This is a genomic window from Agrobacterium sp. MCAB5 (assembly GCF_052114365.1).
Taxonomy (GTDB): Bacteria; Pseudomonadota; Alphaproteobacteria; order Rhizobiales; family Rhizobiaceae; genus Agrobacterium; species Agrobacterium tumefaciens.
This window is the reverse complement of the sequence record NZ_JBFREP010000001.1, coordinates 909,002-929,200: the sequence shown is the minus strand read 5'-3', so window position 1 is coordinate 929,200 and position 20,199 is coordinate 909,002. Positions and strand designations below refer to the sequence as shown.

Here is a 20,199-nt window from a genome sequence, read left to right as displayed (position 1 = left end):
GATACAGCCATTGGCCGCGGAATTCAAGTTTTTCCTGTCTTTGGCGTCTTTTGGCACCTTATTGCCCTTGTTTGGCGTCTGATGAACAAAATGTCTAGAAGAATTGTCTTGGAATACGGGTGAAGTTACCTTACTTAAAACGCAACGGCGCTACGCAAAATTCGTTGATACGACATGATTTTTCGCATTTGCGACCGGAAATAAAAGCCAGATAATGGCCTTTCCAAAAAAGGAATGGGATGGAATGTTCGATCCACGGGAGAAAATTGCGCTCTTTATAGATGGAGCCAATCTTTATGCAGCATCTAAAAGCCTGGGGTTCGATATCGACTATCGCAAGCTTCTTAAGGCGTTTCAGAAGCGCGGATACCTGCTGCGCGCCTACTATTACACCGCATTGATCGAGGATCAGGAATATTCCTCGATCCGCCCTCTGATCGATTGGCTGGATTATAACGGCTACAAGGTCGTGACGAAGCCGGCGAAGGAATTCACCGACGCGCTCGGTCGCCGCAAGATCAAAGGCAACATGGATATCGAACTTGCTGTCGATGCCATGGAACAGTCAGAGACCGTCGATCATCTGGTTCTGTTTTCCGGTGACGGCGACTTCACCAAGCTGGTGGACGCGCTTCAGCGCAAGGGCCGCAAGGTTTCCGTGGTGTCCACCATGGCAACGCAGCCCGCAATGATCGCCGACGATCTGCGCAGGCAGGCAGATCACTTCATTGATCTCATGACCTTGAAGGCCGAAATCGGGCGTGACCCGAACGAGCGCCCTGCCCGGCACGTCGAAAGCCCCGAGACGATCTGATCCCGGTTTTTAAGCCGCCGACCTAATGACAACGCGTCCGTCTGCAAGGCGGGCGCGTTTTTGTTTGGCTCCACAACCGTGTATTTCTGCCGGAAAATTCCTCTTAAAATTAACAAACATCAAATTCGGCCAGTCAAAATTATATCTTGGTTAATTTTAGACGTGTCTAAATCACCCAACGGCACCAACGACATGATTTCGGTGTCAAATCAGGATGTTCAGACATGCATGGCCAAGTAAAAACCAATCAACAACTCGACGAAAGACTTAATTTTCTGGGGCTTGGCCAGGAGCAACGACAAAACCTTTCGGACATGAAGGGCGTCATTACAGGCTCTCTCGACGCCTCTCTCGACCGTTTTTATGCGAAGGCGCGCTCCGTGCCGGAAACGGCGAAGTTCTTTGCAAGCGAAGCACATGTCCAGCATGCAAAAGGCATGCAGATGAAACACTGGGCAAGAATTGCCTCCGGCGCCTTCAACTCGGACTATACCGATGCCGTGACGGCCATCGGCCGTACCCATGCAAGGCTGGGGCTGGAGCCGAGATGGTATATTGGCGGTTACGCGCTGATGCTTGATGGCATCGTCAAAGCCGTTATCAATTCGGAACTGAAGGGCCTTTTCCAGGAAAAGAAGGCCAAGAAGCTGAACGACGCCCTGACGGTAACGATCAAGGCCGCCCTTCTCGACATGGACTATTCGATCTCCGTCTACCTCGACGTGCTTGCCGCCGAGCGGCTGAAGGTCGAGGAACAACAGGCGCAGATGAAGAAGGAGCAGGAGCACGTTCTCGAACTGCTCAACAACGCCCTGAACAAGCTGGCGAATGGCGACCTCACCTCCAGCATCAATGAAAAGACTGCACCGCAATTCGAGGGGCTGATTGCCAATTTCAACGCTGCGGTCGGCAATCTCGCGGGTGCATTCTCGCAGATCGTCGAGGAAGCCAACAAGATATCAGGCAATACGCGCGAACTGACATCGGCTACCGACGACATGGCCCGCAGAACGGAGCAGCAGGCAGCAGCCCTTGAGGAAACCGCCGCCGCCGTGGAGGAAATCACCACCATTTCCAAGCTTTCGGCGCAGCGCTCCGAAGAAGCCAAGGCCATCGTCGAAAGCTCGGCCGCCGAAGCGGCGCGGTCACGGGATGTGGTGACGGAAGCGGTAAAAGCGATGGGCGCCATCGAGGAATCGTCGCAGAAGATCACCCAGATCATTTCCGTCATCGACGAGATTTCGTTCCAGACGAACCTTCTGGCGTTGAATGCCGGTGTGGAGGCCGCGCGTGCCGGTGAAGCTGGCAAGGGTTTTGCCGTCGTCGCCCAGGAAGTGCGCGAGCTGGCACAGCGTTCAGCCAACGCCGCCAAGGAGATCAAGACCCTCATCACCAAATCCTCGGAGGATGTGATGCAGGGCGTATCGCTGGTCAATAAAACCGGGCAATCGCTGAATACGATCGGCAACAAGGTGGATCATATTCAGGAACATATCACCTCACTGACCAAGGCGGCCCAGGAGCAGTCCGTCGGCATTCAGGAAATCAGCGCCGCCATCAACAGCATGGACAATCTGACCCAGAAGAATGCGGCCATGGTGGAAGAAACCAACGCGGCCACGCACAATCTGAGCGATGTGAGCGCCAATCTGGCGGCACTGGTCAGCCGGTTCAGTGTTTCGGCGTCGGCGTCCTATGTGGAGCGGACTTATAGGGCGGCGTGAGAGCTGTCTATTCAAGAGGCGAAAGCATCCCCGCTCTCATTCCTGTGCTTGTCACAGCAATCTAGCCAGACCAAATCCTTGGGCTGAAAAGAACTCTCTCGCCGCGCGGACGCGCGGCGGCTTGATTCCTGCGACAAGTGCAGGAATGAGGGAGTAAGCTCTAGGCGTTGTTGCCCTTCAACAGCCGCGACTTCTGCCGGTTCCAGTCGCGTTCCTTCTCCGTCTCGCGCTTGTCGTGCAGCTTCTTGCCCTTGGCCAGTGCCAGTTCCAGCTTCGCACGGCCCTTTTCGTTGAAATAGACCTTCAGCGGCACCAGCGTCATGCCTTCACGATTGATGCCGGCACGCAGACGGTTGATCTCGCGCTTGTTCAGCAGCAACTTGCGACGGCGGCGCGGCTCGTGGTTGAAGCGGTTGGCCTGCAGATATTCCGGCAGGTGGGAATTGATGAGCCAGATTTCATCGCCCTCGTCCGATGCGTAGGATTCGGCGATGTTCGCCTTGCCTTCGCGCAGCGCCTTGACCTCGGTGCCGGTCAGCACCAAACCCGCCTCATAGGTGTCGATGATTTCGTAGTTGAAACGAGCCTTGCGGTTTTCCGCAACGATCTTGTTCACCACGCGCTGGCTGCCTTTGGGGGCCATGATATTTCAATCCCTTGTTTTTCTTATTGCGCCTGCGGCTTGTCCGCCACGAGCGGTTTTCAAGTTTCTATTTAGTATCGTCGTTACGAAAAGAAAAGGCGCGCGAAACGGCTTCTGTCGCGAAGCAGTCCCCTTGCGCGCCTTTCGGGTTTCAGGTGCCCCCTCAGTTCATCAGGCCGGCGTGCTTCAGTGCCGCGTCGATTGCCGCTTCCGTTGCCGGTTCCAGCGTGCTCATCAACGGCGAGCGGACCTTGCGGTTGCCGCCACGGGTCTTCGAAAGCGCATATTTTGTGCCGCAGACACCAGGTTCCATGAAGATGGCCCGGTGCAGCGGCATCAGGCGGTCCTGATACTCCAGCGCCTTGGCGTAGTCGCCTGCTAGCATGGCCGCCTGGAATTCAGAACAGAGGCGTGGCGCAACATTGGCGCTGACCGAAATGCAGCCGACGCCGCCATGGGCGTTGAAGCCGAGCGCCGTGCCATCTTCGCCGGACAGCTGGATGAAATCCTTGCCGCAGGAAATCCGCTGTTCGGAGACGCGGTCGAGCTTGCCCGTCGCATCCTTGACGCCGACGATGTTCTTGTGCGCCTTCACAAGCGCACCCATGGTTTCCGGCGACATATCCACCACCGAACGCGGCGGGATGTTATAGATGACGATCGGCAGTTTCACTGCTTCCGCAACTGCGGAAAAATGGGCGAAAAGCCCCTTCTGCGTCGGCTTGTTGTAATAGGGGGTGACCACCAGCAGCGCATCCGCGCCGGCATCCTGCGCGTGCAGGGCAAGTTCGATCGCTTCATCGGTATTGTTGGAGCCAGCGCCCGCGATGACCGGAACCCGTTTCGCCGCTACCTCGATGCACAGCTCGACCACACGTTTGTGCTCGTCATGGGACAGGGTTGGAGATTCCCCCGTCGTGCCCACAGGCACAAGTCCGTTGCTGCCTTCGGCAATCTGCCATTCCACATGGGCGGCAAATGCCTGTTCGTCCACGGCACCATTGTCCGTGAACGGGGTAATGAGGGCGGGAATTGATCCCTTGAACATACAAAGCTCCTGGCGCCGAGCCGGTTCATGCTTCGGCCGCATTCGATGGTTAAAACCGGCACACATTAGTGCCAGCCCTTGGCGCCGACAAGCGCAAAGGCAGCCTATTTTGTCCGAAATTGTCGGAAGTGTGACAGTCGCGGAAGCTCACGCGGCAGGCAAAAAACGAGGCGGTGGAATTTTACGCCGCTCGCAGACCGGTGAATTAAAGTTGATTGGAGTGCCGAGCGGAAAGTAAGGTTTCGTTAAGCACAGTCTCCGTAGATTCCAGAGCGGGATCTCAGGCGAAACTCATAGGTGCAACGCACTGGCGCATTTCGCAATCCCGCTGCAATGAAACGACAATACAAGAAGGTCGATTGTTTCCGTCCAGTGATGAAGAGCGGTATGAAAAAGACAGTTTGGGGATTGATGGCGGCAGGTCTTGCCGCGACCGTTTGGAACGCGCTGGCCGGCCCCGTGCCGGAAGCTGCCGTGCCGCTTCCCTATGTGAAGCCGAATGCGCCTGCTGTTCCCGCCTTCATGCCGGCCTCGCCCGAAATTACCGGCGCCATACCACGCCTTAACCGGCCTGACGATGCAAGCCAGCTTAAAGCGGGACTGGATGCGCTTTCCAGCCGCGACACGACACGCGCCATCGCCCTTCGCAACGCCATGCAGACAGGCAGTCTCGACCGGCATATTCTTACCTGGGCGATTGCCATTTCCGGGCAGAAGGACGTGCCTTTCGCCGAAATCACTACAGCCCAGAGCGAACTGGCGGGGTGGCCGGGTGCGGCGACGCTGCGCGCCAATTCCGAAAAGGCGCTTTACCGCGAAAATCCACCGGCACCCCAGGTGCTTGCCGCTTTTGGCAGCGGCCGGCCGGAAACAGCCGAGGGCACCGTTGTGCTGGCCAAGGCCCTCACCTCTTCCGGCAAGGCTTTGGAAGCACAACGCCTCATTCGCAAGCTCTGGGTGAGCGAAGGCATGGACAAGGACATGGAAGACCGTGTTCTTGCCGAGTTCCCCACTTATCTGACGCCCGCCGACCACAAGGCGCGGATGGATTATCTGATGTATCGCAGCCGAATCGGCCAGGCGAAACGTTTCGGTGATCTCGGCAAGGCGCAGTCGCTCTACAATGCCTGGGCCGCCGTGCTGCAGCGCTCAGGCAATGCCGTGGCGCTGCTGGGCAAGGTCGACGCCAACTTGCGCAGCGACCCTGCTTTTCTCTTCGCGCGCATCGAAAATCTCCGCAACCAGCAGAAATATCCGGAAGCCGCAGCACTTTTGAAGCAGGCGCCGAAGGACACGGCAAAACTCGTCAATCCCGGCGAATGGTGGAACGAGCGGCGAATCATCGCGCGCGGCGTCGCCGATCTCGGCGATTTTGCCGAAGCCTATCGCATCGTTGCCAATCATTCGGCCACATCAGCCGTCGATGTTGCCGATGCGGAATTCCATGCTGGCTGGTATGCGTTGCGGGCACTGCGCGATCCCGCCACGGCCTCACGCCACTTCAACACCCTTTTGCAGACCTCGAACCGGCCACTTTCCGCCTCGCGGGCCTATTATTGGCTGGGGCGGGCGGCGGAAGTGGGCGGGCCGGGCAATGCCCGCGATTTCTTCACCAAGGCGGCTGCCCATTCCGGCACCTTTTACGGCCAGCTTGCTGCCGCACGAATCGATGCAAAGACGCTGAACGTCACATACCCTGCTCCGAGCGCTGCCGACCGTGAACGCTTTGCTGGCCGCGAAGCGGTGCGGGCCATCGACAGGCTGGAAGCCGCAGGATACGGTTGGCGGGCCGACAGCCTCTACAGGTCATTGGCAGATCAGCTCGACAGCCCGGGCGAGCTTGCCATTCTGGCAGCAAGGGCAGAGGGCAACGGCAACCATCAGGTATCACTGCAAATCGGCAAGACGGCCTTCAGCCGGGGCATCGATGCGGCCGCCCTTGCCTATCCGCTCGGTGTCATTCCCGCCAGTGCCAATATTGCCGGCTCCGGCAAGGCGCTTGCCTATGCCATCGCCCGGCAGGAAAGCGCCTTCAACCCGGCCGCCGTCTCCGCTGCGAATGCTCGCGGTCTGCTGCAATTGCTGCCGGGAACCGCCAAGGGCGTGGCCGGACGCCACGGCCTGCCCTACACTCAGGCGATGCTGACCAGCGACGCCGGATATAACGCCACGCTCGGCGCACATTATCTCGGCGAACAGATCGACAGTTTCGGCGGCTCCTACATCCTCACCTTCATCGCCTATAATGCCGGCCCGAAACGTGTGCCGGAATGGATCGCCCGCTATGGCGACCCGCGTGGCAAGCCTATCGACGATGTCGTGGACTGGATCGAGCGCATCCCCTTCCCCGAAACCCGCAATTACGTGCAGCGGGTGATGGAGAATTATCAGGTCTACAAGACGAGGCTGGGGCAACAGGCCGATATTGTTGATGACCTACGTCATGGCCGGGCGGGATAGAAGACCGGTTCATCAGTTGACTACTGTCAAAATATCAAAGCACCGGCAGGCCCGGTGCTTTTTTTGTTTTCAGGATTTACCGCACTCAAACGAAAAAGCCCGGCTCAAGAGCCGGGCTTTCCATCACTGACAATGTCAGATCAGATTAGAACGTGCGCTGAAGGCGAACGAAGCCGGTCCAGCTGTCGCCGGTCGGACCATCGACGTCCTGGTAGTTTGCAGCGATCTTGGCATCGAGACCCTGGGTGATCTTGTAATCAACCGTCAGGCCAGCGCGCCATGCATCGTTGTCGCCGGTGAAGTCACCATCAGGAGCGATATCGATCGTACCGAGGTACTGAGCGCCGGGGGTGATGGTCAGCTTGTCAGTTGCCTTGATTGCGTATTCAGCAGCAACTGCCCACTCGGACTCTTCGTAGTAGTAGTTTGCGCCAGAAGCCCAAACGCCAGAGAGACCGAAGGTGCCGGGACCGATGTCAGCCGTCAGGATAGCGCGGATTGCACCATTTTCCTGGTCGGTGTCATAGGAGCCGAGCAGGTTGGCAGAAACTGCGCCGAACTTCGCGCCGATGATGCCGCTGACGCCGACGTTGTTCGGGCCTTCAAAGACGCCACCCTTGGCAACGCCGAGGTTGGAGTTGCCGTCACGTACCGAGTCGAGTTCTTCAACGCTGATACCAGCATAGAACGAACCAGCATCGTAGGTGTAACGCAGAGCGTTGCTACGGGTGGAGTTCGAAGAAAGGATATCGGTTTCGCCGGAGAGATCGTCATCCCACCAGGTGTACATGTAACCGACCTTCAGGCCGCCGAGTTCGATGAAAGCCTGGTCGACGTTGACGCCACGGTCGCTGTCGTTGTTGGCCTGGCCACGAAGACCGATGTAACCACGCAGAGCGCCGAGTTCGGTGTCGGTGCGGGTGTCGATGTTGAACTGGGCGCGCGTGAACGAGTTCCAGTCAGACGTACCGGACTGGTTACGACCGAAGTCCGTCTGGAAACGGATGTAACCGTCGAACTTCAGGCAGGTTTCGGTGCCGGGGATGTAGAAGAAGCCCGTGCCGAAAGCGTCGCAAACGCGAACGTATTCCAGGGGCTCAGGCTCAGCAGCGACGATAGCGTCGGCAGCGTGAGCGCCGGATACTGCTGCGAGAGCCGCAGCGGAGCCGATCAAAAGGCTCTTGATGTTCATGGTTGACCTCCAGTCAAACGCTTAATTTTCTAAGCAGCGGGTGGGGAAACACAACTAAATGCGTGCCGCTTATGGAGATGATTAGAGCCAAAACCGGCCGGGGAGGCAATCCCAATGATGACAAAAGGAAGACAGTAAGGGGACCTTAGTTTTGCATTGTTGCGAAATAGCTACAATTCTAACCGACGGGCAGCACTTCCTAACAAAACGTTAATAATTCATGCTTTTCAGCGACTTAAGCGAAATGCCGATAAATGAGATAAGTCATTCCTCATCCCACCGCCAGAATTCTGACATCGCTGCGCCATGGGAAATCGTCTGAAACGCGGTGCCATTGGTGGGAAATCGGGCTGTCGGCAGCAACGCTTCCATCCGCAGCAGGAGAGAATCAGTTCCCAGTTCGACAGGCCCAAAACAGTTGAGTGGCAGACGAATCGGCAACGATACAAACCGACTTAAGCCGTAACGGAAAGTCGCCGGGATATCGAAACGCCGGCCAATCGACGCTTTGCCTGCCCCTCGCCAATGTGCATCAAACGAAAAAGCCCGGCTCAAGAGCCGGGCTTTCCATCACTGACGATGTCAGATCAGATTAGAACGTGCGCTGAAGGCGAACGAAACCAACCCAGCTGTCGCCGGCACCCGTATCAACACCTTCGGTGCCGTCTACGTCCTGGTAGTTAACCGAAACGAGCGTGGAGAGGCCCTGGGTGATCTTGTAGCCAACAGCTACGCCAGCTTTCCATGCATCGCGATCGCCAACCCAGTCGTTGTTAGCGCCGAGGTCGATCGTGTTGAAGTACTGGAAGCCGGGGGTGATGGTCAGCTTGTCAGTTGCCTTGATGGCGTATTCAGCAGCAACGGTCCACTCGGACTCTTCGTAGTAGCGGTTTGCGCCAGAAGCCCAAACGCCAGAGAGACCAAGAGTGCCTGGGCCGATGTCAGCCGTTACGATAGCACGGACTGCGCCTTCTTCAGCATCGGTGTCGTAGCCGCCGAGCAGGTTGGCAGAAACTGCGCCGAACTTCGCGCCGATGATAGCGTCGATACCTACGTTGTTCGCACGCTCAAACGAACCGCCCTTTAGGAAGTCGTCGGAGATGTTGGAACCGCCGCGAGCAGCTTCCAGCTCTTCAACAGCAACACCAACGTAGAACGAGCCAGCGTCGTAGGTGTAGCGGACAGCGTTCAGACGGGTCTGGTTAGAGCTGAGTACGTCAACTTCGCCAGAGAGACCATCATCCCACCAGTTGTAGTAGTAACCGACCTTCAGACCGCCGAGCTCGATGAAAGCCTGGTCAACAACAACGCCACGGTTGCTGTCGTTGTCAGCCTGGCCACGAAGACCGATGTAACCACGCAGAGCGCCGAGCTCGGTGTCGGTGCGGGTGTCGATGTTGAACTGAGCGCGCGTGAACGAATCCCAGTCAGACGTGCCGGACTTGTTACGGCCGAAGTCGGTCTGGAAACGGATGTAACCATCGAACTTCAGGCAGGTTTCGGTGCCGGGGATGTAGAAGAAGCCGGTGCCGAAAGCGTCGCAAACGCGAACGTATTCCAGGGGCTCAGGCTCAGCAGCGACGATAGCGTCGGCAGCGTGAGCGCCGGATACTGCTGCGAGAGCCGCAGCGGAGCCGATGAGAAGGCTCTTGATGTTCATGATTGACCTCCAGTCAAAGTTTTTAAGTGGGTCTGGGTACTTTTGCCGAAGGACAGCATTCCCTGCCCCATTCCCGTGTTCTTAGAAGCCAAACGATCCACCGCCTCGCTTCTGGTCGTGAAAATACAAAAGGTTTCGCCGCTTGCAATCGCCAACATCCGATAAAGCGCATTTACGTACATGCTTCATTTCGGTTTGTTGCGGAAACAGCACACAGTGGGCACACGGCCCACAGGCGGCTTTACCATGCGTTAAGAAATGACTTGAAAATCCGTTAGTTAGCGCGGTTAACAAGGTCTTTCTAAACTATAGGCCTTTTCGGAGATCCCTTGCCCCGCAGGGGAAGGACGACGGAAACTTTTGCCCCGTTCCGGCCCCACACTTAGTATGGCTCCCCGGTGCGCACATAGAAACAACAGTGAAACCCGAGCGGTTCGCCACCGATTCCCCGATCAACGATTCGGCTCGCAGGCTCCGGCACTTCAATTCTTTGGCCGATTGCGTCAGCAAGCGTTACGGGACGAGTCGCGAAAACGGCGCGGAATACGAGTGTGTGTCACTTGGGTACAGAGTGCTTTATAACTGCCTGCAAGAAACGAGGGGCAGAATCGAGTCGGCCCATTAGCTCTCTCCACTATCCTGCGGTTTATCGCAGGGGTCCGGCGTTTCGCGAAACGTGCTGAAGAACGAACTGGCATGCGGAAACGCATGCTTTGGGTGTCTGCTTGGAAGAAGTAGCTTTTTAGGGAGGTTTATAATTTCAGGCTGCGTGCCGAAATGGCGGAGAGGATGGGATTCGAACCCACGATACGCTTTTGACGTATACTCCCTTAGCAGGGGAGCGCCTTCGACCACTCGGCCACCTCTCCGGTGCGGCCTGATTATTGCTTTAAAAAAATGAATGCAAGGGTTTTTCGCCAAGAAGCCGAAAAACCTGTTGGCCGAACGCCCGCCAGCGAAACTTTGCGGGCCATTGGGGAACTTCTTCTCTTCCGGCACGTTCTGGCTTCGGTAACAAAAAGAGGTGTTCTAATGGCTCAGACCAAACTGAATGTTGTCGAAGATACGATCGAAAACCAGATTGCGGAGTTGCGTTCGCAGATTTCGTCTCTCTCCAAGTCCGTTTCCGCTCGTGCGGAAGGCGTTGGTGAAGATGCATCCGAATTTCTGGATGAGGCTCGTGGCCGCGTTCGCAAGGCTGCAAGCAATGTGCGCGCCCAGGGCCAGAACGTTGTGGAAGCAGTCAAGGAAAACCCCGGCACTGCAACCTCGCTGCTGACGATCGTCGGCGCACTCGGCTTTGCGATCGGTTATGCGGTCGGCGCTGGTACGCAGCAGAGTTCTTCGAACAGCAGCCTTTATCGCTGGCGCTGATTGCTGCACTAGAGGCTAGAATTCAGGCAAGGCGGGATACGTTCCGCCTTGCCTGTTTGCATTTATTTCAGAGAATTGACGAACAGGGGGCGGAAATGGTGTTCAGCAGCGATCTTGAAGAAGCATTGTCGGATTTCGCGAGAGATCACGGCATTGACAGGGATGAGGCTATCCAGCGCATCGTCCGCGCCGCACTCATCAATAACGGTTATCTCGCTTCCGGCGAAGAAGGCATTCCGCCGGAAAAGCTGAACGCCAGCAACGATGACTAAGACTCAATATCCGGATTTGGATGGCGCAGGCGCTGAGCCGCCCTTGTAGCGGCTGGAGAGCGCACGCAGTGTATTGGAAAACTCCGTGACATCGGCGCCAACAGCCACGAAAGATGCGCCGAGTTCCAGATAACGGCGATTGAAGGTCTCGTTGAAGGTAAGAATGCCCGCAGCTTTGCCGGCCGCGACGATCTTGACGATCGCTGCCTCGATTACGGCCTGCACTTCCGGCTCATCCAGCCTGCCGAGATAGCCCATATCCGCAGCAAGATCGGCCGGGCCGATGAAGATGCCATCCACGCCTTCCACCGCAAGAATATTGTCGAGATCATTGATCGCGGCGCGCGTTTCGGCCTGCACCAGCAGGCACACGCTGTCGGACGCACTGTCGGCATAATCGGTTATGGTGTTGAAGGCTGAGGCGCGGGCAACTGCCGCTCCCATGCCGCGAATGCCGCGCGGCGGATAGTGCATCGCGCTGACCAAATCTTCAGCCTGCGCCGCCGAATCGACCATGGGCACCAGAAGCGTGCGGGCGCCTGCGTCCAGCAGCTGCTTGATCATCCAGCTTTCGCCAACGGGCACACGCACCACCGGTTCGGCGGGCGATGTGGCGAGAGCGCGCAATTGGTCGATGATGCTGCGAAGATCGTTCGGGCCGTGCTCACCATCGATGACCAGCCAGTCGAAACCCGCTGTTCCGGCAATTTCCGCCGTGATGGCCTCACCCATATCGAGCCAGAGGCCGATTTGCGGCCTGCCGGCGTGGATGGCTGTTTTGAAACGATTTTCGGGAGCGGGCATGATGTCCTCAGGAAAGCAGTAATTTCAGATCGGCGGACGGGTCCGCCAGGATGGCGCGATCCGGCTCAGCGCCGGTATCGAGCAGTTTTTTGCCGGAAACATAGGCCTTGGCATCGTTGACGGCATCAACCGCCACGAATCGCCCGTCGCGGAAATACCAGACCGACCAGCTGCCTTCGCGCGCGCCGGGCCGCAGCACCGTCTCGTCATAACCGAGGTTGAAGCCAGCGATCTGCAGCTTTACCTCGTATTGATCCGACCAGAACCAGGGTTTGGCATCATAGGCGACTTCAGCGCCTGCCAGTACATGCGCGGCGGCCTCGGCCTGATCAACCGCGTTCTGGACTGATTCGAGACGCACAAGCTGGCCCCGCCACGGCAGCAACGCGCAATCGCCCACCGCGTGGATATCCTTGTCCGAGCTGCGGGTGTGTTCATCCACCACGATCCCATTGCCGACATCGAGGCCCGATTCGCGGGCAAGGCGATCGTTCGGGGTTACGCCAATGCCGACGATGACGAAATCCACGTCAAGCACCGAACCATCGGAAAGCTCGGCAGCGGCTACTCGGCCATCCATGCCGACGAGCCGTACGAGGCCGGTCTTTTCGCGGATGGAGACGCCGTGCTCCTGATGGATGCCGCGCATGATATCGGCGGTTTCCTTTGCCGCCACGCGCTGGAGAATGCGGTCGGCCATTTCGATCAGCGTGACCTCGAGACCGAGCTTGCGGGCGACGGCTGCCGCTTCCAGACCGATATAACCACCGCCAATAACCAGCAGCCTGCGGCCGGGTTTCATTTCCTCAAACAGCCGGTCAGCATCGCGCTTGTCGCGGACGGTCAGAACCCCTTCGAGATCGCCGCCGATGCTGGCGGGCAGCTCGCGTGGTGCAGCACCGGTCGCCAGTACCAGCTTGTCGTAGGAAAGCGTGCTGCCATCCTGCATGCGAACGGATTTGGCAGCGCGGTCGATCTCCTCCACGAAGGTGGAGAGCCGGATATCGACCTTGTTTTCCGCGTACCACTCCTCAGGGCGGAACATCAGCCGGTCGAAGCTCATCTCGCCTAAAAGGTATTTTTTCGACAGTGGCGGCCGTTGATAAGGATAGGCATCCTCCGAGCCGATGATGGTGATGGGGCGCTCATCCTTCAGCGCCCTGAGCTTTGCCGCCAGCGCGAAAGCGGCCTGCCCCGCCCCGACGATTACCAGCCTTCCCGCCACATTCCACTCCCAGAACAATCGCCAATGGGCAGATTTGCCGCACCCTGCGAAGCCATATTGCGGGATCAGGCGTAACGCCAAGTACGGCCCGCGTCAACCGTACAGCGCCACCAGCCCGGTGCAAGCATGACACATTATCACCCCAGACTGCGACACCCTTGCAACCGGAAGGAGCCGGATGCATTTCCTCAAGGGAAACATCGGCTTCCGACAGGCGGTCTGGCCCATGTCGAGACGCACTACAGACAATTGCGCGGATTTCCTTCACGCACTGGCAAGGAAGCCGCGTTAAAATCGGCATCAGGAAAAGGCAATCCGGGAGGTTGTCATGGCTTTACATATTGATCACCGTCAAAGCGTCCCGCAGGACGAGCAATACGAGAAGTTTCAGATCGACCGGCCCGGAAAGATCACCTTCATCGGGCATCACCTCAGCGCCAAGGATACCATGCGCTGCCTGGTGCGCAGCATCTCGCTTTACGGCGCAGAGATCGAGGTCAGCCCGCATCTGGAGATGCCCACTAACTTCTATCTGGAAATTCTCGGCATTCGCGATGAGATCGGCTGCAACCTGATCCGCAGGGAAGAGGAAAAGGTCACCATCGGATTCAACATGTTGATCGACGCGGAATTCCTGCACCATGTGCGCAGGCTGAGTTTCGAGACCAGCGTCTGAGCCGCATCGACCGATTCGCGGCCGAGTTTTTCTCTCACGGCGCGACGGTGGAAAAAACTGTTCCAAAACAGCCATCCGGTAACCGGGCGCGACTTGCGTCCGGTTTTTTTGCACCTATTGTGTGCCGGGTTTTCAAACAGGTACTGGAAATCTCAGCCAATGTCCGCTTTCTCACGTCTTACGCCGCTTGCCGTCTCTCTTCCTTCAACCGTTCCCTTCGTCGGCCCGGAAGCCATCGAGCGGGGCCGCGGCCTGAAGGTGGAAGCGCGGATAGGCGCCAATGAAAGCGGGTTCGGCCCTGCCCCATCCGTGCTTATGGCCATGCGGGATGCGGCGGCCGAGACCTGGATGTATAGCGATCCGGAAAATTTCGAACTGAAGGAAGCACTCGCCATCCACCACGGCGTTTCGCGTGGCAATATCGCCATTGGCGGCGGTGTCGATGGTTTGCTGGGTGAGATCGCCAGGCTGATCGTTGAGCCGGGAACGCCGGTGGTCACCTCGCTCGGCGGTTATCCTACCTTCAATTACCATGTGAACGGCTTTGGCGGAAAACTCGTGACCACGCCATATGTCGACGATCACGAGAACCTCGACGGGCTTCTCGATCTCGTCATCCGGGAAAATGCACCGCTGGTCTATTTCGCCAATCCCGACAATCCGATGGGAAGCTGGTGGGAGGCAAGCGAGGTCGTGGCCTTTGCCCGTGCGCTGCCGGAAACCTGCCTGCTCATTCTGGACGAGGCCTATTGCGAGACCGCACCTGCCAGCGCCGTGCCAAGCATCGATGCCCTTATCGGCCAGCCGAACATCCTGCGCATGCGGACTTTCTCGAAAGCCTATGGGCTTGCCGGCGCCCGCGTGGGGTATGCCATCGGCACGCTCGGCAATGTCGAAGCCTTCGACAAGATCCGCAATCATTTCGGCATGGCACGCGTTTCGGTCGCCGGCGCATTGGCGGCGCTGAAGGATCAGGCCTATCTGCATGACGTCGTTGGAAAAATTGCGGTGGCTCGGGATCGCATTTCCGCGATTGCCCGCAGTAACGGCCTCTCGCCCCTGCCGTCGGCAACCAATTTCGTCACCATCGATTGCCAGCGCGACGGCACTTACGCCCGCGCCATCGTCGACGGCTTGATGGAACATGGCGTGTTCATCCGCATGCCGGGCGTGGCGCCGCTCAACCGCTGCATTCGTGTGAGTGTGGGACCTGATGACAAGCTTGATCTTTTTCAACAGGCATTGCCGAAGGTCATCAAGGCGCTGGGTTGAGGTTTCGCTTGCCTTCTCCTCATTCCTGTTCTTGTCACGAGGAATCGAGCCAGCCCAAGTCCTTGGGCTGAAAGGAATCTCTCGCCACACGGACGTGTGCCGGCTAGATTCCCGTGGCAGGCAAAGGGATGAGGGTGGCGAGCCAGGCGGCATATGGTGCGATCGACCATTGCGTGCATCGATTCAACATCCTCTGACAAACCACTGTTCGCGAATCGTTTTCCATCAACCGACATCGCCAGACATAAGAAAGCCGCGCCGGCCTTGTTCCTGCCGGTCGCGGTTTGATGTGTCAGCGCAAAAGCTCCTTTTCAAAGCCCTCGCCGCATTCCCCTTCGGGTTTACTTTCGTTTGTACCGGTCATCGGGACTGGAGGGAACCGGACCGGAAATTCTGTCGCGGATAAGGTGCGTCAGTGCATCGTCATCCAGTCGCGTGCGGCACGCAGCGCTTCGGCCAGTTCCGCCTTGGTCATGTTGCGGGCAAGATCTGCTCGCAGCGAAGCGGCTCTTTCCGATCCGCGGATCGCGGCGATGTTGAGCCATTTGTGGGCCGCGACCAGATCCACCTTGCATCCCCGGCCGGTCGCATAGACCAGGCCGAGATTGCAAAGGGTGTCGGCGCGGGTTTCGCCACCGGCAACTGCCATTTCGATATCGCGAATTTCAAAGCGTGCCATCGTTTTAATCCCTGTCTTCTCGCCTGTTTCATCAAGTGCCTTCTTGTCGAGGCTAACCTTTGGAACTGCCGTCTTTTGCGGCTTTTTTGTTCTTCCGGCCGGCAGGTTTTCCCTGCGCTTTTGATGACCCCAATATGTCATGAGGCTTTCAACGGGCGCTTAAAAGGCATGATTAATGGGCCGCAAACAAACTGCAAACGATTGGTAAAATTGGGTTTTTGTTAAATATCACGAGGTGCGGAAATTAAGGACTTTCGAGCGAATTTTACGAAAACTTTAGAATTGGATTTCAACCCTTCATTCACCACGATCCAAACAACGGTTTTTCGAATTGCCCCTCTCCCACTCTCCTAACCGACGCAAATGCCGTCTCGCAGCTGGAATTTTCTGTTTCCTTTTACGTGAACGTCAAATACTATCCGCATGCCCGTGCGGAGGACGAAACGGGCAAAGAAAGCGCGACATGGACGGAGGAGTTTTTATGAAGCGTGTGATGATGATTGCCGCAGGCCTGCTGATCGGCAGCAACCTTGCTTTTGCTGCTGAGCCCATTGAAGGCAACTGGAAGACGGCGAGCGGCGAGACAGCCGTAATCGGCCCCTGCGGCGCAGCTTTCTGCGTGACGCTGAAGACAGGCAAACATGCGGGAAAACAGATCGGCAAGCTTTCCGGCAAGGGAAACAGCTATTCGGGCGATATTACCGATCCCGCCAATGACAAGACCTATAGCGGCTCCGGCACCGTTTCCGGCAATTCGCTGAGTATGAAGGGCTGCGTGCTGAAAATCCTGTGCAAATCCCAGACCTGGACGCGGTTGTGAGATAAGATGCGGCGGACAGGCTTGTAACAGCCTGTCCGTCGTCGCAGACGGACGTCGTGTGTAACGCATATATCCGTTGATGTATCGTCGCGGCCCGAACGAACACTCTTAAGAGCGACGCATGCCTGCCACCCTTTCCATAATCCTGATTTCGGGTACGTCCCATGTCGGCAAAAGCACCCTAGCCGGCCTGTTAAGCGAAAAGCTCCACTGCGAGTCAATTTCAACCGACAGCCTGGCACGCCACCCCGGGAGGCCATGGCCGGGCATACCCGCGCCTGTGGAGGAATATTACAGGCAGCTGTCGGCAGAAACGATCCATTGGTTTCTGAAGGTGCATCACCAGAATATCTGGCCGCTTGTGCGCAAGCTGATCGACAGCAAGACAGCCACCGGCAATATCGTCGTCTTCGAGGGCGCGGCCTTGCGGCCGGAATTTATAGCGCCCCTGCTGGGCAGAACGGTTGCCGGGGTTTATCTTCACGCACAGAATGACTTTCTCTCCGACAGAATGCGCGCGCATGCAGGATATAAAGATGCGACGGCGGGCCAGCGCCGGATCATGGACGCCTTCATTGAGCGGTCCCTGCGCGAAAATACCGAAATGCTGGCATCCGCGCGACACCATCACGTCCCGGTCGTCGACATCGCCAATCCCGAAGCATTCGATGGCCTCGTCAACGAACTCACAGCCCGTGCGGTAGCCTCTCCGGCGTGATGCAAAAGCAGGCGATTTGAGGCCGCTGAAGCCAGCCACCGCCCTAATTCACACTGGAAGTATCCCGTTAATCTCCCTGAACACCATATGAACCGGGGTCTCAGGGTCCGTTCAGTCCGAGTGTGGCAAAACTCTGTCCATGAACTCCAATAAAGGGGAATGGACATGACAAAGTTGATCAGCCGGCTGGCAATCTTCGCGTTTCTCATGGCGATCTTCGCCATGTCCTTCGCCTCGCTCGTCGTTAATCCCAACCGCAGCTTTCAGCGGGTTAATGCGGGTGCGGCGCTTGCCTGCCAGCACAGCCCGGCACCGGCCGCCAATTGCCCCGTCGTGCTGTGAGGACCGGCCGATGACGACGAGCTTTTCCAACGGCCTGTTTTCCGCACTGAGACTGGTGCTGATGGCATCGATCTTTCTAGGCCCGGTGGCGGGACTTGCAGTTTACAAGGCAGATCCCCGCCCGGCATCAAAGGGCGCCGGTTTCGTGCTGCTTATAAGCCTGCAACGCGGCGCGCTCGGCTGAGATTTCACCGCCTGCCCTTTGCCGCAGCCATTTTTCCGTTTCTTTTCAGTTTCTTCGTATTTCTGTCGCTTGCCTGTCGAAATAGGCCTCCTATAATGGGCCATGACAATAGCAAAACGAACGATTCCGCCCTTCTCATTCATCAGCCCCGAGCCTTTCGCGCCGCAGACGTTCACGGACCCGAAAGAAGCTGTCGAGGCTTTGACCGCGCTTTACGAACGCAATACGGCGTTCCTCATCAACTCCTTCACCGAACTTGCCAAGGGTGCGCCGATTACCGGCCGCTACCGCGCCTGTTATCCGCAGGTCAGCCTCGAGACATCCACTTTCGGTCATGTCGATTCACGCCTTTCCTACGGCCATGTCACCTCCCCCGGCGTCTACACGACGACGATCACCCGGCCGGAGCTTTTCCGCCACTACCTGAAAGAGCAGCTGGGGCTTCTGATCAAGAACCACGGCGTTCCGGTGACGGTTGCCGAATCGGCCACGCCCATTCCGCTGCATTTCGCCTTTGGCGAAGGCGCTTATGTCGAGGCGGCGGCGGCATCTTCGCTGTCCGACGTGCCGTTGCGCGATCTTTTCGACACGCCCGATCTCAACAACACCGACGATCTCATCGCCAATGGCGAATATGATCAGGTGCCCGGCGAACCCGCGCCGCTTGCGCCGTTCACCGCGCAGCGCATCGATTATTCGCTGGCCCGCCTCAGCCATTATACGGCAACGAGCGCCAGCCATTTCCAGAACTTCGTGCTGTTCACCAACTACCAGTTCTATATCGACGAATTCGCCGCATGGGCGCGGCAGTTGATGAAGAATGGTGGCGAAGGCTACACGGCCTTCGTGGAGCCGGGCAACATCATCACCCCCGCTGGCTCCGACAGGCCGGACACGGATGCGGTGCTTGGCCGCCTGCCGCAGATGCCAGCCTATCACCTTAAGAAAAAGGGCCATGCCGGCATTACGCTGGTCAATATCGGCGTCGGCCCTTCCAACGCCAAGACGATCACCGACCATATCGCCGTGCTGCGCCCGCATGCCTGGCTGATGGTTGGCCATTGCGCCGGCCTGCGCAACAGCCAGCGTCTTGGCGATTATGTGCTGGCACACGCCTATGTGCGTGAGGACCACGTTCTGGACGACGACCTGCCGGTCTGGGTGCCGATTCCTGCTCTGGCGGAAGTGCAGCTGGCGTTGGAAGGTGCGGTTGCGGAAGTCACCGGTTACGAGGGCTTCGAGCTGAAGCGCATCATGCGCACCGGCACCGTCGCCACGATCGACAACCGCAACTGGGAGCTTCGCGACCAGGCGGGCCCGGTCAAGCGCCTGTCGCAATCGCGCGCCATCGCACTCGACATGGAATCGGCCACCATTGCGGCCAACGGCTTCCGGTTCCGCGTGCCCTACGGCACCCTCCTCTGTGTCTCCGACAAGCCGCTGCACGGCGAATTGAAGCTGCCAGGCATGGCGACGGAGTTCTACCGCACGCAGGTTGCCCAGCATCTGCAGATCGGCATCCGCGCCGTGCAGAAACTCGCCGCCATGCCAACGGAAACGCTGCATTCGCGCAAGCTCAGAAGCTTCTACGAGACGGCGTTCCAGTAAATTTGCGCATCCATGTCCTCAAGGTGGTGATGTTGCTCAGACACCTTGAGGCGCTGCAAAGGCTGGAAACCTCTCCGTCGTCATCCTCGGGCTTGACCCGAGGATCCACCACCGGTCGACTATGGATCCTCGGGTCAAGCCCGAGGATGACGTTGAATTTGGGCCGAGCAAAATAATCCGCTACGCGCGCTGGGGAAACAACTACATCCGTCTCAAACCACCTTCACCGTCCCCTCTACACGCACGGGAAAATTCACCGACCGGGCGATGAAGCATTTGTCGTGGGCATCGTGGTGCAGCTCATCAGCCCGCGCAAGATCACCCTTCGAGATGGTGATGACCGGTTTCAACACTACCTCGCTGAATTGCCCGGCGCCGTCCTTTTCCATCACCAGCGTGCCCTCGGCATTGTCGACATAGTCTTCAACGATGATGCCGTTGACGGAGCAGAAATGCAGGTACCATAACTTGTGGCAGGCTGAGAGCGAGGCAACCAGCAGGTCTTCCGGGTTCCAGCGGGAGGCATCGCCGCGAAAGGCGGGATCTGAAGAGCCGACGATATCCGCTTTCCCGGACGTGGAAATCGTGTAGTCGCGTTCATAGTCACGGTAGCCCGAGGTACCCTTGCCGCGATTGCCGGTCCACTTCACCTGAACGGCATAGTGATGTTCCTGTCCTGCCATT

General features: G+C 57.8%; 21 protein-coding genes and 1 tRNA gene. 12 read left to right on the top strand and 10 right to left on the bottom strand.

The features are described 5' to 3' along the window. The first annotated feature begins 244 nt into the window (after positions 1-244). Both AB4Z23_RS04580 and AB4Z23_RS04575 read left to right on the top strand, forming a co-directional pair. Positions 245-814 (top strand): LabA-like NYN domain-containing protein, encoded by a 570-nt coding sequence (locus AB4Z23_RS04580; protein WP_013635795.1) that lies wholly within the window; start codon positions 245-247, stop codon positions 812-814. A 224-nt stretch (positions 815-1,038) separates the two neighbouring features. After that, on the top strand, positions 1,039-2,538 hold the full coding sequence (locus AB4Z23_RS04575; protein WP_025592897.1) for a globin-coupled sensor protein: 1,500 nt from the start codon (positions 1,039-1,041) through the stop codon (positions 2,536-2,538). Positions 2,539-2,698: 160 nt separating this feature from the next. Here AB4Z23_RS04575 and smpB read toward each other — a convergent pair whose 3' ends face one another. Beyond that, positions 2,699-3,181: an SsrA-binding protein SmpB gene (gene smpB, locus AB4Z23_RS04570; protein ID WP_003512228.1), complete on the bottom strand. Its 483-nt coding sequence runs from the start codon at positions 3,179-3,181 to the stop codon at positions 2,699-2,701. Between the two features lie 163 nt (positions 3,182-3,344). Further along, entirely contained in the window at positions 3,345-4,229 is an 885-nt protein-coding gene (gene dapA / locus AB4Z23_RS04565; RefSeq protein ID WP_003512226.1) for a 4-hydroxy-tetrahydrodipicolinate synthase, read from the bottom strand. Positions 4,230-4,616: 387 nt separating this feature from the next. Between dapA and AB4Z23_RS04560 the strand changes: the two genes are divergently transcribed. After that, positions 4,617-6,689 carry a lytic transglycosylase domain-containing protein gene (locus AB4Z23_RS04560; RefSeq protein WP_162632350.1) on the top strand — a complete coding sequence of 691 codons (2,073 nt, stop codon included), beginning with the start codon at positions 4,617-4,619 and terminating at the stop codon, positions 6,687-6,689. Between the two features lie 145 nt (positions 6,690-6,834). Here AB4Z23_RS04560 and AB4Z23_RS04555 read toward each other — a convergent pair whose 3' ends face one another. The 4 genes from AB4Z23_RS04555 to AB4Z23_RS04540 form a co-directional block, all read right to left on the bottom strand. Continuing rightward, positions 6,835-7,881 carry a porin gene (locus AB4Z23_RS04555; RefSeq protein ID WP_013635791.1) on the bottom strand — a complete coding sequence of 349 codons (1,047 nt, stop codon included), beginning with the start codon at positions 7,879-7,881 and terminating at the stop codon, positions 6,835-6,837. 264 nt (positions 7,882-8,145) lie between these two features. Then, a complete protein-coding gene (locus tag AB4Z23_RS04550) occupies positions 8,146-8,436 on the bottom strand; it encodes a hypothetical protein (protein ID WP_142851133.1) in 291 nt (96 codons plus the stop codon). A gap of 37 nt (positions 8,437-8,473) precedes the next feature. Further along, positions 8,474-9,541 carry a porin gene (locus AB4Z23_RS04545; protein WP_013635790.1) on the bottom strand — a complete coding sequence of 356 codons (1,068 nt, stop codon included), beginning with the start codon at positions 9,539-9,541 and terminating at the stop codon, positions 8,474-8,476. A gap of 778 nt (positions 9,542-10,319) precedes the next feature. Further along, a tRNA-Ser gene (locus AB4Z23_RS04540) sits at positions 10,320-10,410 on the bottom strand. Between the two features lie 163 nt (positions 10,411-10,573). On the opposite strand from AB4Z23_RS04540, the gene AB4Z23_RS04535 reads away from it, so the two are divergent. Continuing rightward, on the top strand, positions 10,574-10,915 hold the full coding sequence (locus tag AB4Z23_RS04535) for a hypothetical protein (RefSeq protein WP_003512218.1): 342 nt from the start codon (positions 10,574-10,576) through the stop codon (positions 10,913-10,915). A gap of 95 nt (positions 10,916-11,010) precedes the next feature. Next, positions 11,011-11,187, top strand: a complete 177-nt coding sequence (locus AB4Z23_RS04530) for a hypothetical protein (RefSeq protein WP_013635788.1) — start codon at positions 11,011-11,013, stop codon at positions 11,185-11,187. A gap of 3 nt (positions 11,188-11,190) precedes the next feature. Here AB4Z23_RS04530 and AB4Z23_RS04525 read toward each other — a convergent pair whose 3' ends face one another. Both AB4Z23_RS04525 and AB4Z23_RS04520 read right to left on the bottom strand, forming a co-directional pair. Further along, a complete protein-coding gene (locus AB4Z23_RS04525) occupies positions 11,191-11,991 on the bottom strand; it encodes an aldolase/citrate lyase family protein (protein WP_019564044.1) in 801 nt (266 codons plus the stop codon). Positions 11,992-11,998: 7 nt separating this feature from the next. Beyond that, positions 11,999-13,216 (bottom strand): NAD(P)/FAD-dependent oxidoreductase, encoded by a 1,218-nt coding sequence (locus tag AB4Z23_RS04520; RefSeq protein ID WP_080800505.1) that lies wholly within the window; start codon positions 13,214-13,216, stop codon positions 11,999-12,001. 328 nt (positions 13,217-13,544) lie between these two features. Between AB4Z23_RS04520 and AB4Z23_RS04515 the strand changes: the two genes are divergently transcribed. Beyond that, on the top strand, positions 13,545-13,892 hold the full coding sequence (locus AB4Z23_RS04515) for a hypothetical protein (protein WP_013635784.1): 348 nt from the start codon (positions 13,545-13,547) through the stop codon (positions 13,890-13,892). 159 nt (positions 13,893-14,051) lie between these two features. Continuing rightward, complete coding sequence (locus tag AB4Z23_RS04510) at positions 14,052-15,164, top strand: pyridoxal phosphate-dependent aminotransferase (protein ID WP_112673400.1); 1,113 nt, start codon at positions 14,052-14,054, stop codon at positions 15,162-15,164. Between the two features lie 412 nt (positions 15,165-15,576). Here the strand turns inward: AB4Z23_RS04510 and AB4Z23_RS04505 are convergent, their stop codons facing one another. After that, on the bottom strand, positions 15,577-15,843 hold the full coding sequence (locus tag AB4Z23_RS04505; RefSeq protein ID WP_003496982.1) for a sel1 repeat family protein: 267 nt from the start codon (positions 15,841-15,843) through the stop codon (positions 15,577-15,579). A gap of 481 nt (positions 15,844-16,324) precedes the next feature. Here AB4Z23_RS04505 and AB4Z23_RS04500 point away from each other — a divergent pair, with 481 nt between their 5' ends. The 5 genes from AB4Z23_RS04500 to amn all read left to right on the top strand — a co-directional run bounded on the left by AB4Z23_RS04500 (position 16,325) and on the right by amn (position 19,515). Next, the gene (locus AB4Z23_RS04500) at positions 16,325-16,663 is read left to right on the top strand and encodes a DUF2147 domain-containing protein (RefSeq protein WP_013635782.1); all 339 of its coding nucleotides are present in this window, start codon (positions 16,325-16,327) and stop codon (positions 16,661-16,663) included. A gap of 121 nt (positions 16,664-16,784) precedes the next feature. Beyond that, positions 16,785-17,381 (top strand): AAA family ATPase, encoded by a 597-nt coding sequence (locus tag AB4Z23_RS04495; RefSeq protein ID WP_421476526.1) that lies wholly within the window; start codon positions 16,785-16,787, stop codon positions 17,379-17,381. 159 nt (positions 17,382-17,540) lie between these two features. Continuing rightward, complete coding sequence (locus AB4Z23_RS04490; RefSeq protein ID WP_013635780.1) at positions 17,541-17,723, top strand: hypothetical protein; 183 nt, start codon at positions 17,541-17,543, stop codon at positions 17,721-17,723. Between the two features lie 10 nt (positions 17,724-17,733). After that, entirely contained in the window at positions 17,734-17,907 is a 174-nt protein-coding gene (locus tag AB4Z23_RS04485; protein WP_421476524.1) for a hypothetical protein, read from the top strand. A 102-nt stretch (positions 17,908-18,009) separates the two neighbouring features. Next, on the top strand, positions 18,010-19,515 hold the full coding sequence (gene amn / locus AB4Z23_RS04480; RefSeq protein ID WP_003512205.1) for an AMP nucleosidase: 1,506 nt from the start codon (positions 18,010-18,012) through the stop codon (positions 19,513-19,515). 212 nt (positions 19,516-19,727) lie between these two features. Here the strand turns inward: amn and AB4Z23_RS04475 are convergent, their stop codons facing one another. Beyond that, complete coding sequence (locus AB4Z23_RS04475) at positions 19,728-20,198, bottom strand: OsmC family protein (protein ID WP_038490422.1); 471 nt, start codon at positions 20,196-20,198, stop codon at positions 19,728-19,730. Position 20,199: the final 1 nt, after the last annotated feature.

What these genes read in the sequence shown, in the direction of transcription:
- AB4Z23_RS04515 (WP_013635784.1), top strand. Translation starts at nt 13,545, where the DNA reads ATGGCTTTACATATTGATCACCGTCAAAGCGTCCCGCAGGACGAGCAA.
- AB4Z23_RS04535 (WP_003512218.1), top strand. Translation starts at nt 10,574, where the DNA reads ATGGCTCAGACCAAACTGAATGTTGTCGAAGATACGATCGAAAACCAG.
- AB4Z23_RS04530 (WP_013635788.1), top strand. Translation starts at nt 11,011, where the DNA reads ATGGTGTTCAGCAGCGATCTTGAAGAAGCATTGTCGGATTTCGCGAGA.
- AB4Z23_RS04490 (WP_013635780.1), top strand. Translation starts at nt 17,541, where the DNA reads ATGGACATGACAAAGTTGATCAGCCGGCTGGCAATCTTCGCGTTTCTC.
- AB4Z23_RS04500 (WP_013635782.1), top strand. Translation starts at nt 16,325, where the DNA reads ATGAAGCGTGTGATGATGATTGCCGCAGGCCTGCTGATCGGCAGCAAC.
- AB4Z23_RS04575 (WP_025592897.1), top strand. Translation starts at nt 1,039, where the DNA reads ATGCATGGCCAAGTAAAAACCAATCAACAACTCGACGAAAGACTTAAT.
- AB4Z23_RS04525 (WP_019564044.1), bottom strand. Translation starts at nt 11,991, where the DNA reads ATGCCCGCTCCCGAAAATCGTTTCAAAACAGCCATCCACGCCGGCAGG.
- AB4Z23_RS04510 (WP_112673400.1), top strand. Translation starts at nt 14,052, where the DNA reads ATGTCCGCTTTCTCACGTCTTACGCCGCTTGCCGTCTCTCTTCCTTCA.
- AB4Z23_RS04475 (WP_038490422.1), bottom strand. Translation starts at nt 20,198, where the DNA reads ATGGCAGGACAGGAACATCACTATGCCGTTCAGGTGAAGTGGACCGGC.
- AB4Z23_RS04580 (WP_013635795.1), top strand. Translation starts at nt 245, where the DNA reads ATGTTCGATCCACGGGAGAAAATTGCGCTCTTTATAGATGGAGCCAAT.
- smpB (WP_003512228.1), bottom strand. Translation starts at nt 3,181, where the DNA reads ATGGCCCCCAAAGGCAGCCAGCGCGTGGTGAACAAGATCGTTGCGGAA.
- amn (WP_003512205.1), top strand. Translation starts at nt 18,010, where the DNA reads ATGACAATAGCAAAACGAACGATTCCGCCCTTCTCATTCATCAGCCCC.
- AB4Z23_RS04560 (WP_162632350.1), top strand. Translation starts at nt 4,617, where the DNA reads ATGAAAAAGACAGTTTGGGGATTGATGGCGGCAGGTCTTGCCGCGACC.
- AB4Z23_RS04545 (WP_013635790.1), bottom strand. Translation starts at nt 9,541, where the DNA reads ATGAACATCAAGAGCCTTCTCATCGGCTCCGCTGCGGCTCTCGCAGCA.
- dapA (WP_003512226.1), bottom strand. Translation starts at nt 4,229, where the DNA reads ATGTTCAAGGGATCAATTCCCGCCCTCATTACCCCGTTCACGGACAAT.
- AB4Z23_RS04495 (WP_421476526.1), top strand. Translation starts at nt 16,785, where the DNA reads ATGCCTGCCACCCTTTCCATAATCCTGATTTCGGGTACGTCCCATGTC.
- AB4Z23_RS04505 (WP_003496982.1), bottom strand. Translation starts at nt 15,843, where the DNA reads ATGGCACGCTTTGAAATTCGCGATATCGAAATGGCAGTTGCCGGTGGC.
- AB4Z23_RS04485 (WP_421476524.1), top strand. Translation starts at nt 17,734, where the DNA reads ATGACGACGAGCTTTTCCAACGGCCTGTTTTCCGCACTGAGACTGGTG.
- AB4Z23_RS04555 (WP_013635791.1), bottom strand. Translation starts at nt 7,881, where the DNA reads ATGAACATCAAGAGCCTTTTGATCGGCTCCGCTGCGGCTCTCGCAGCA.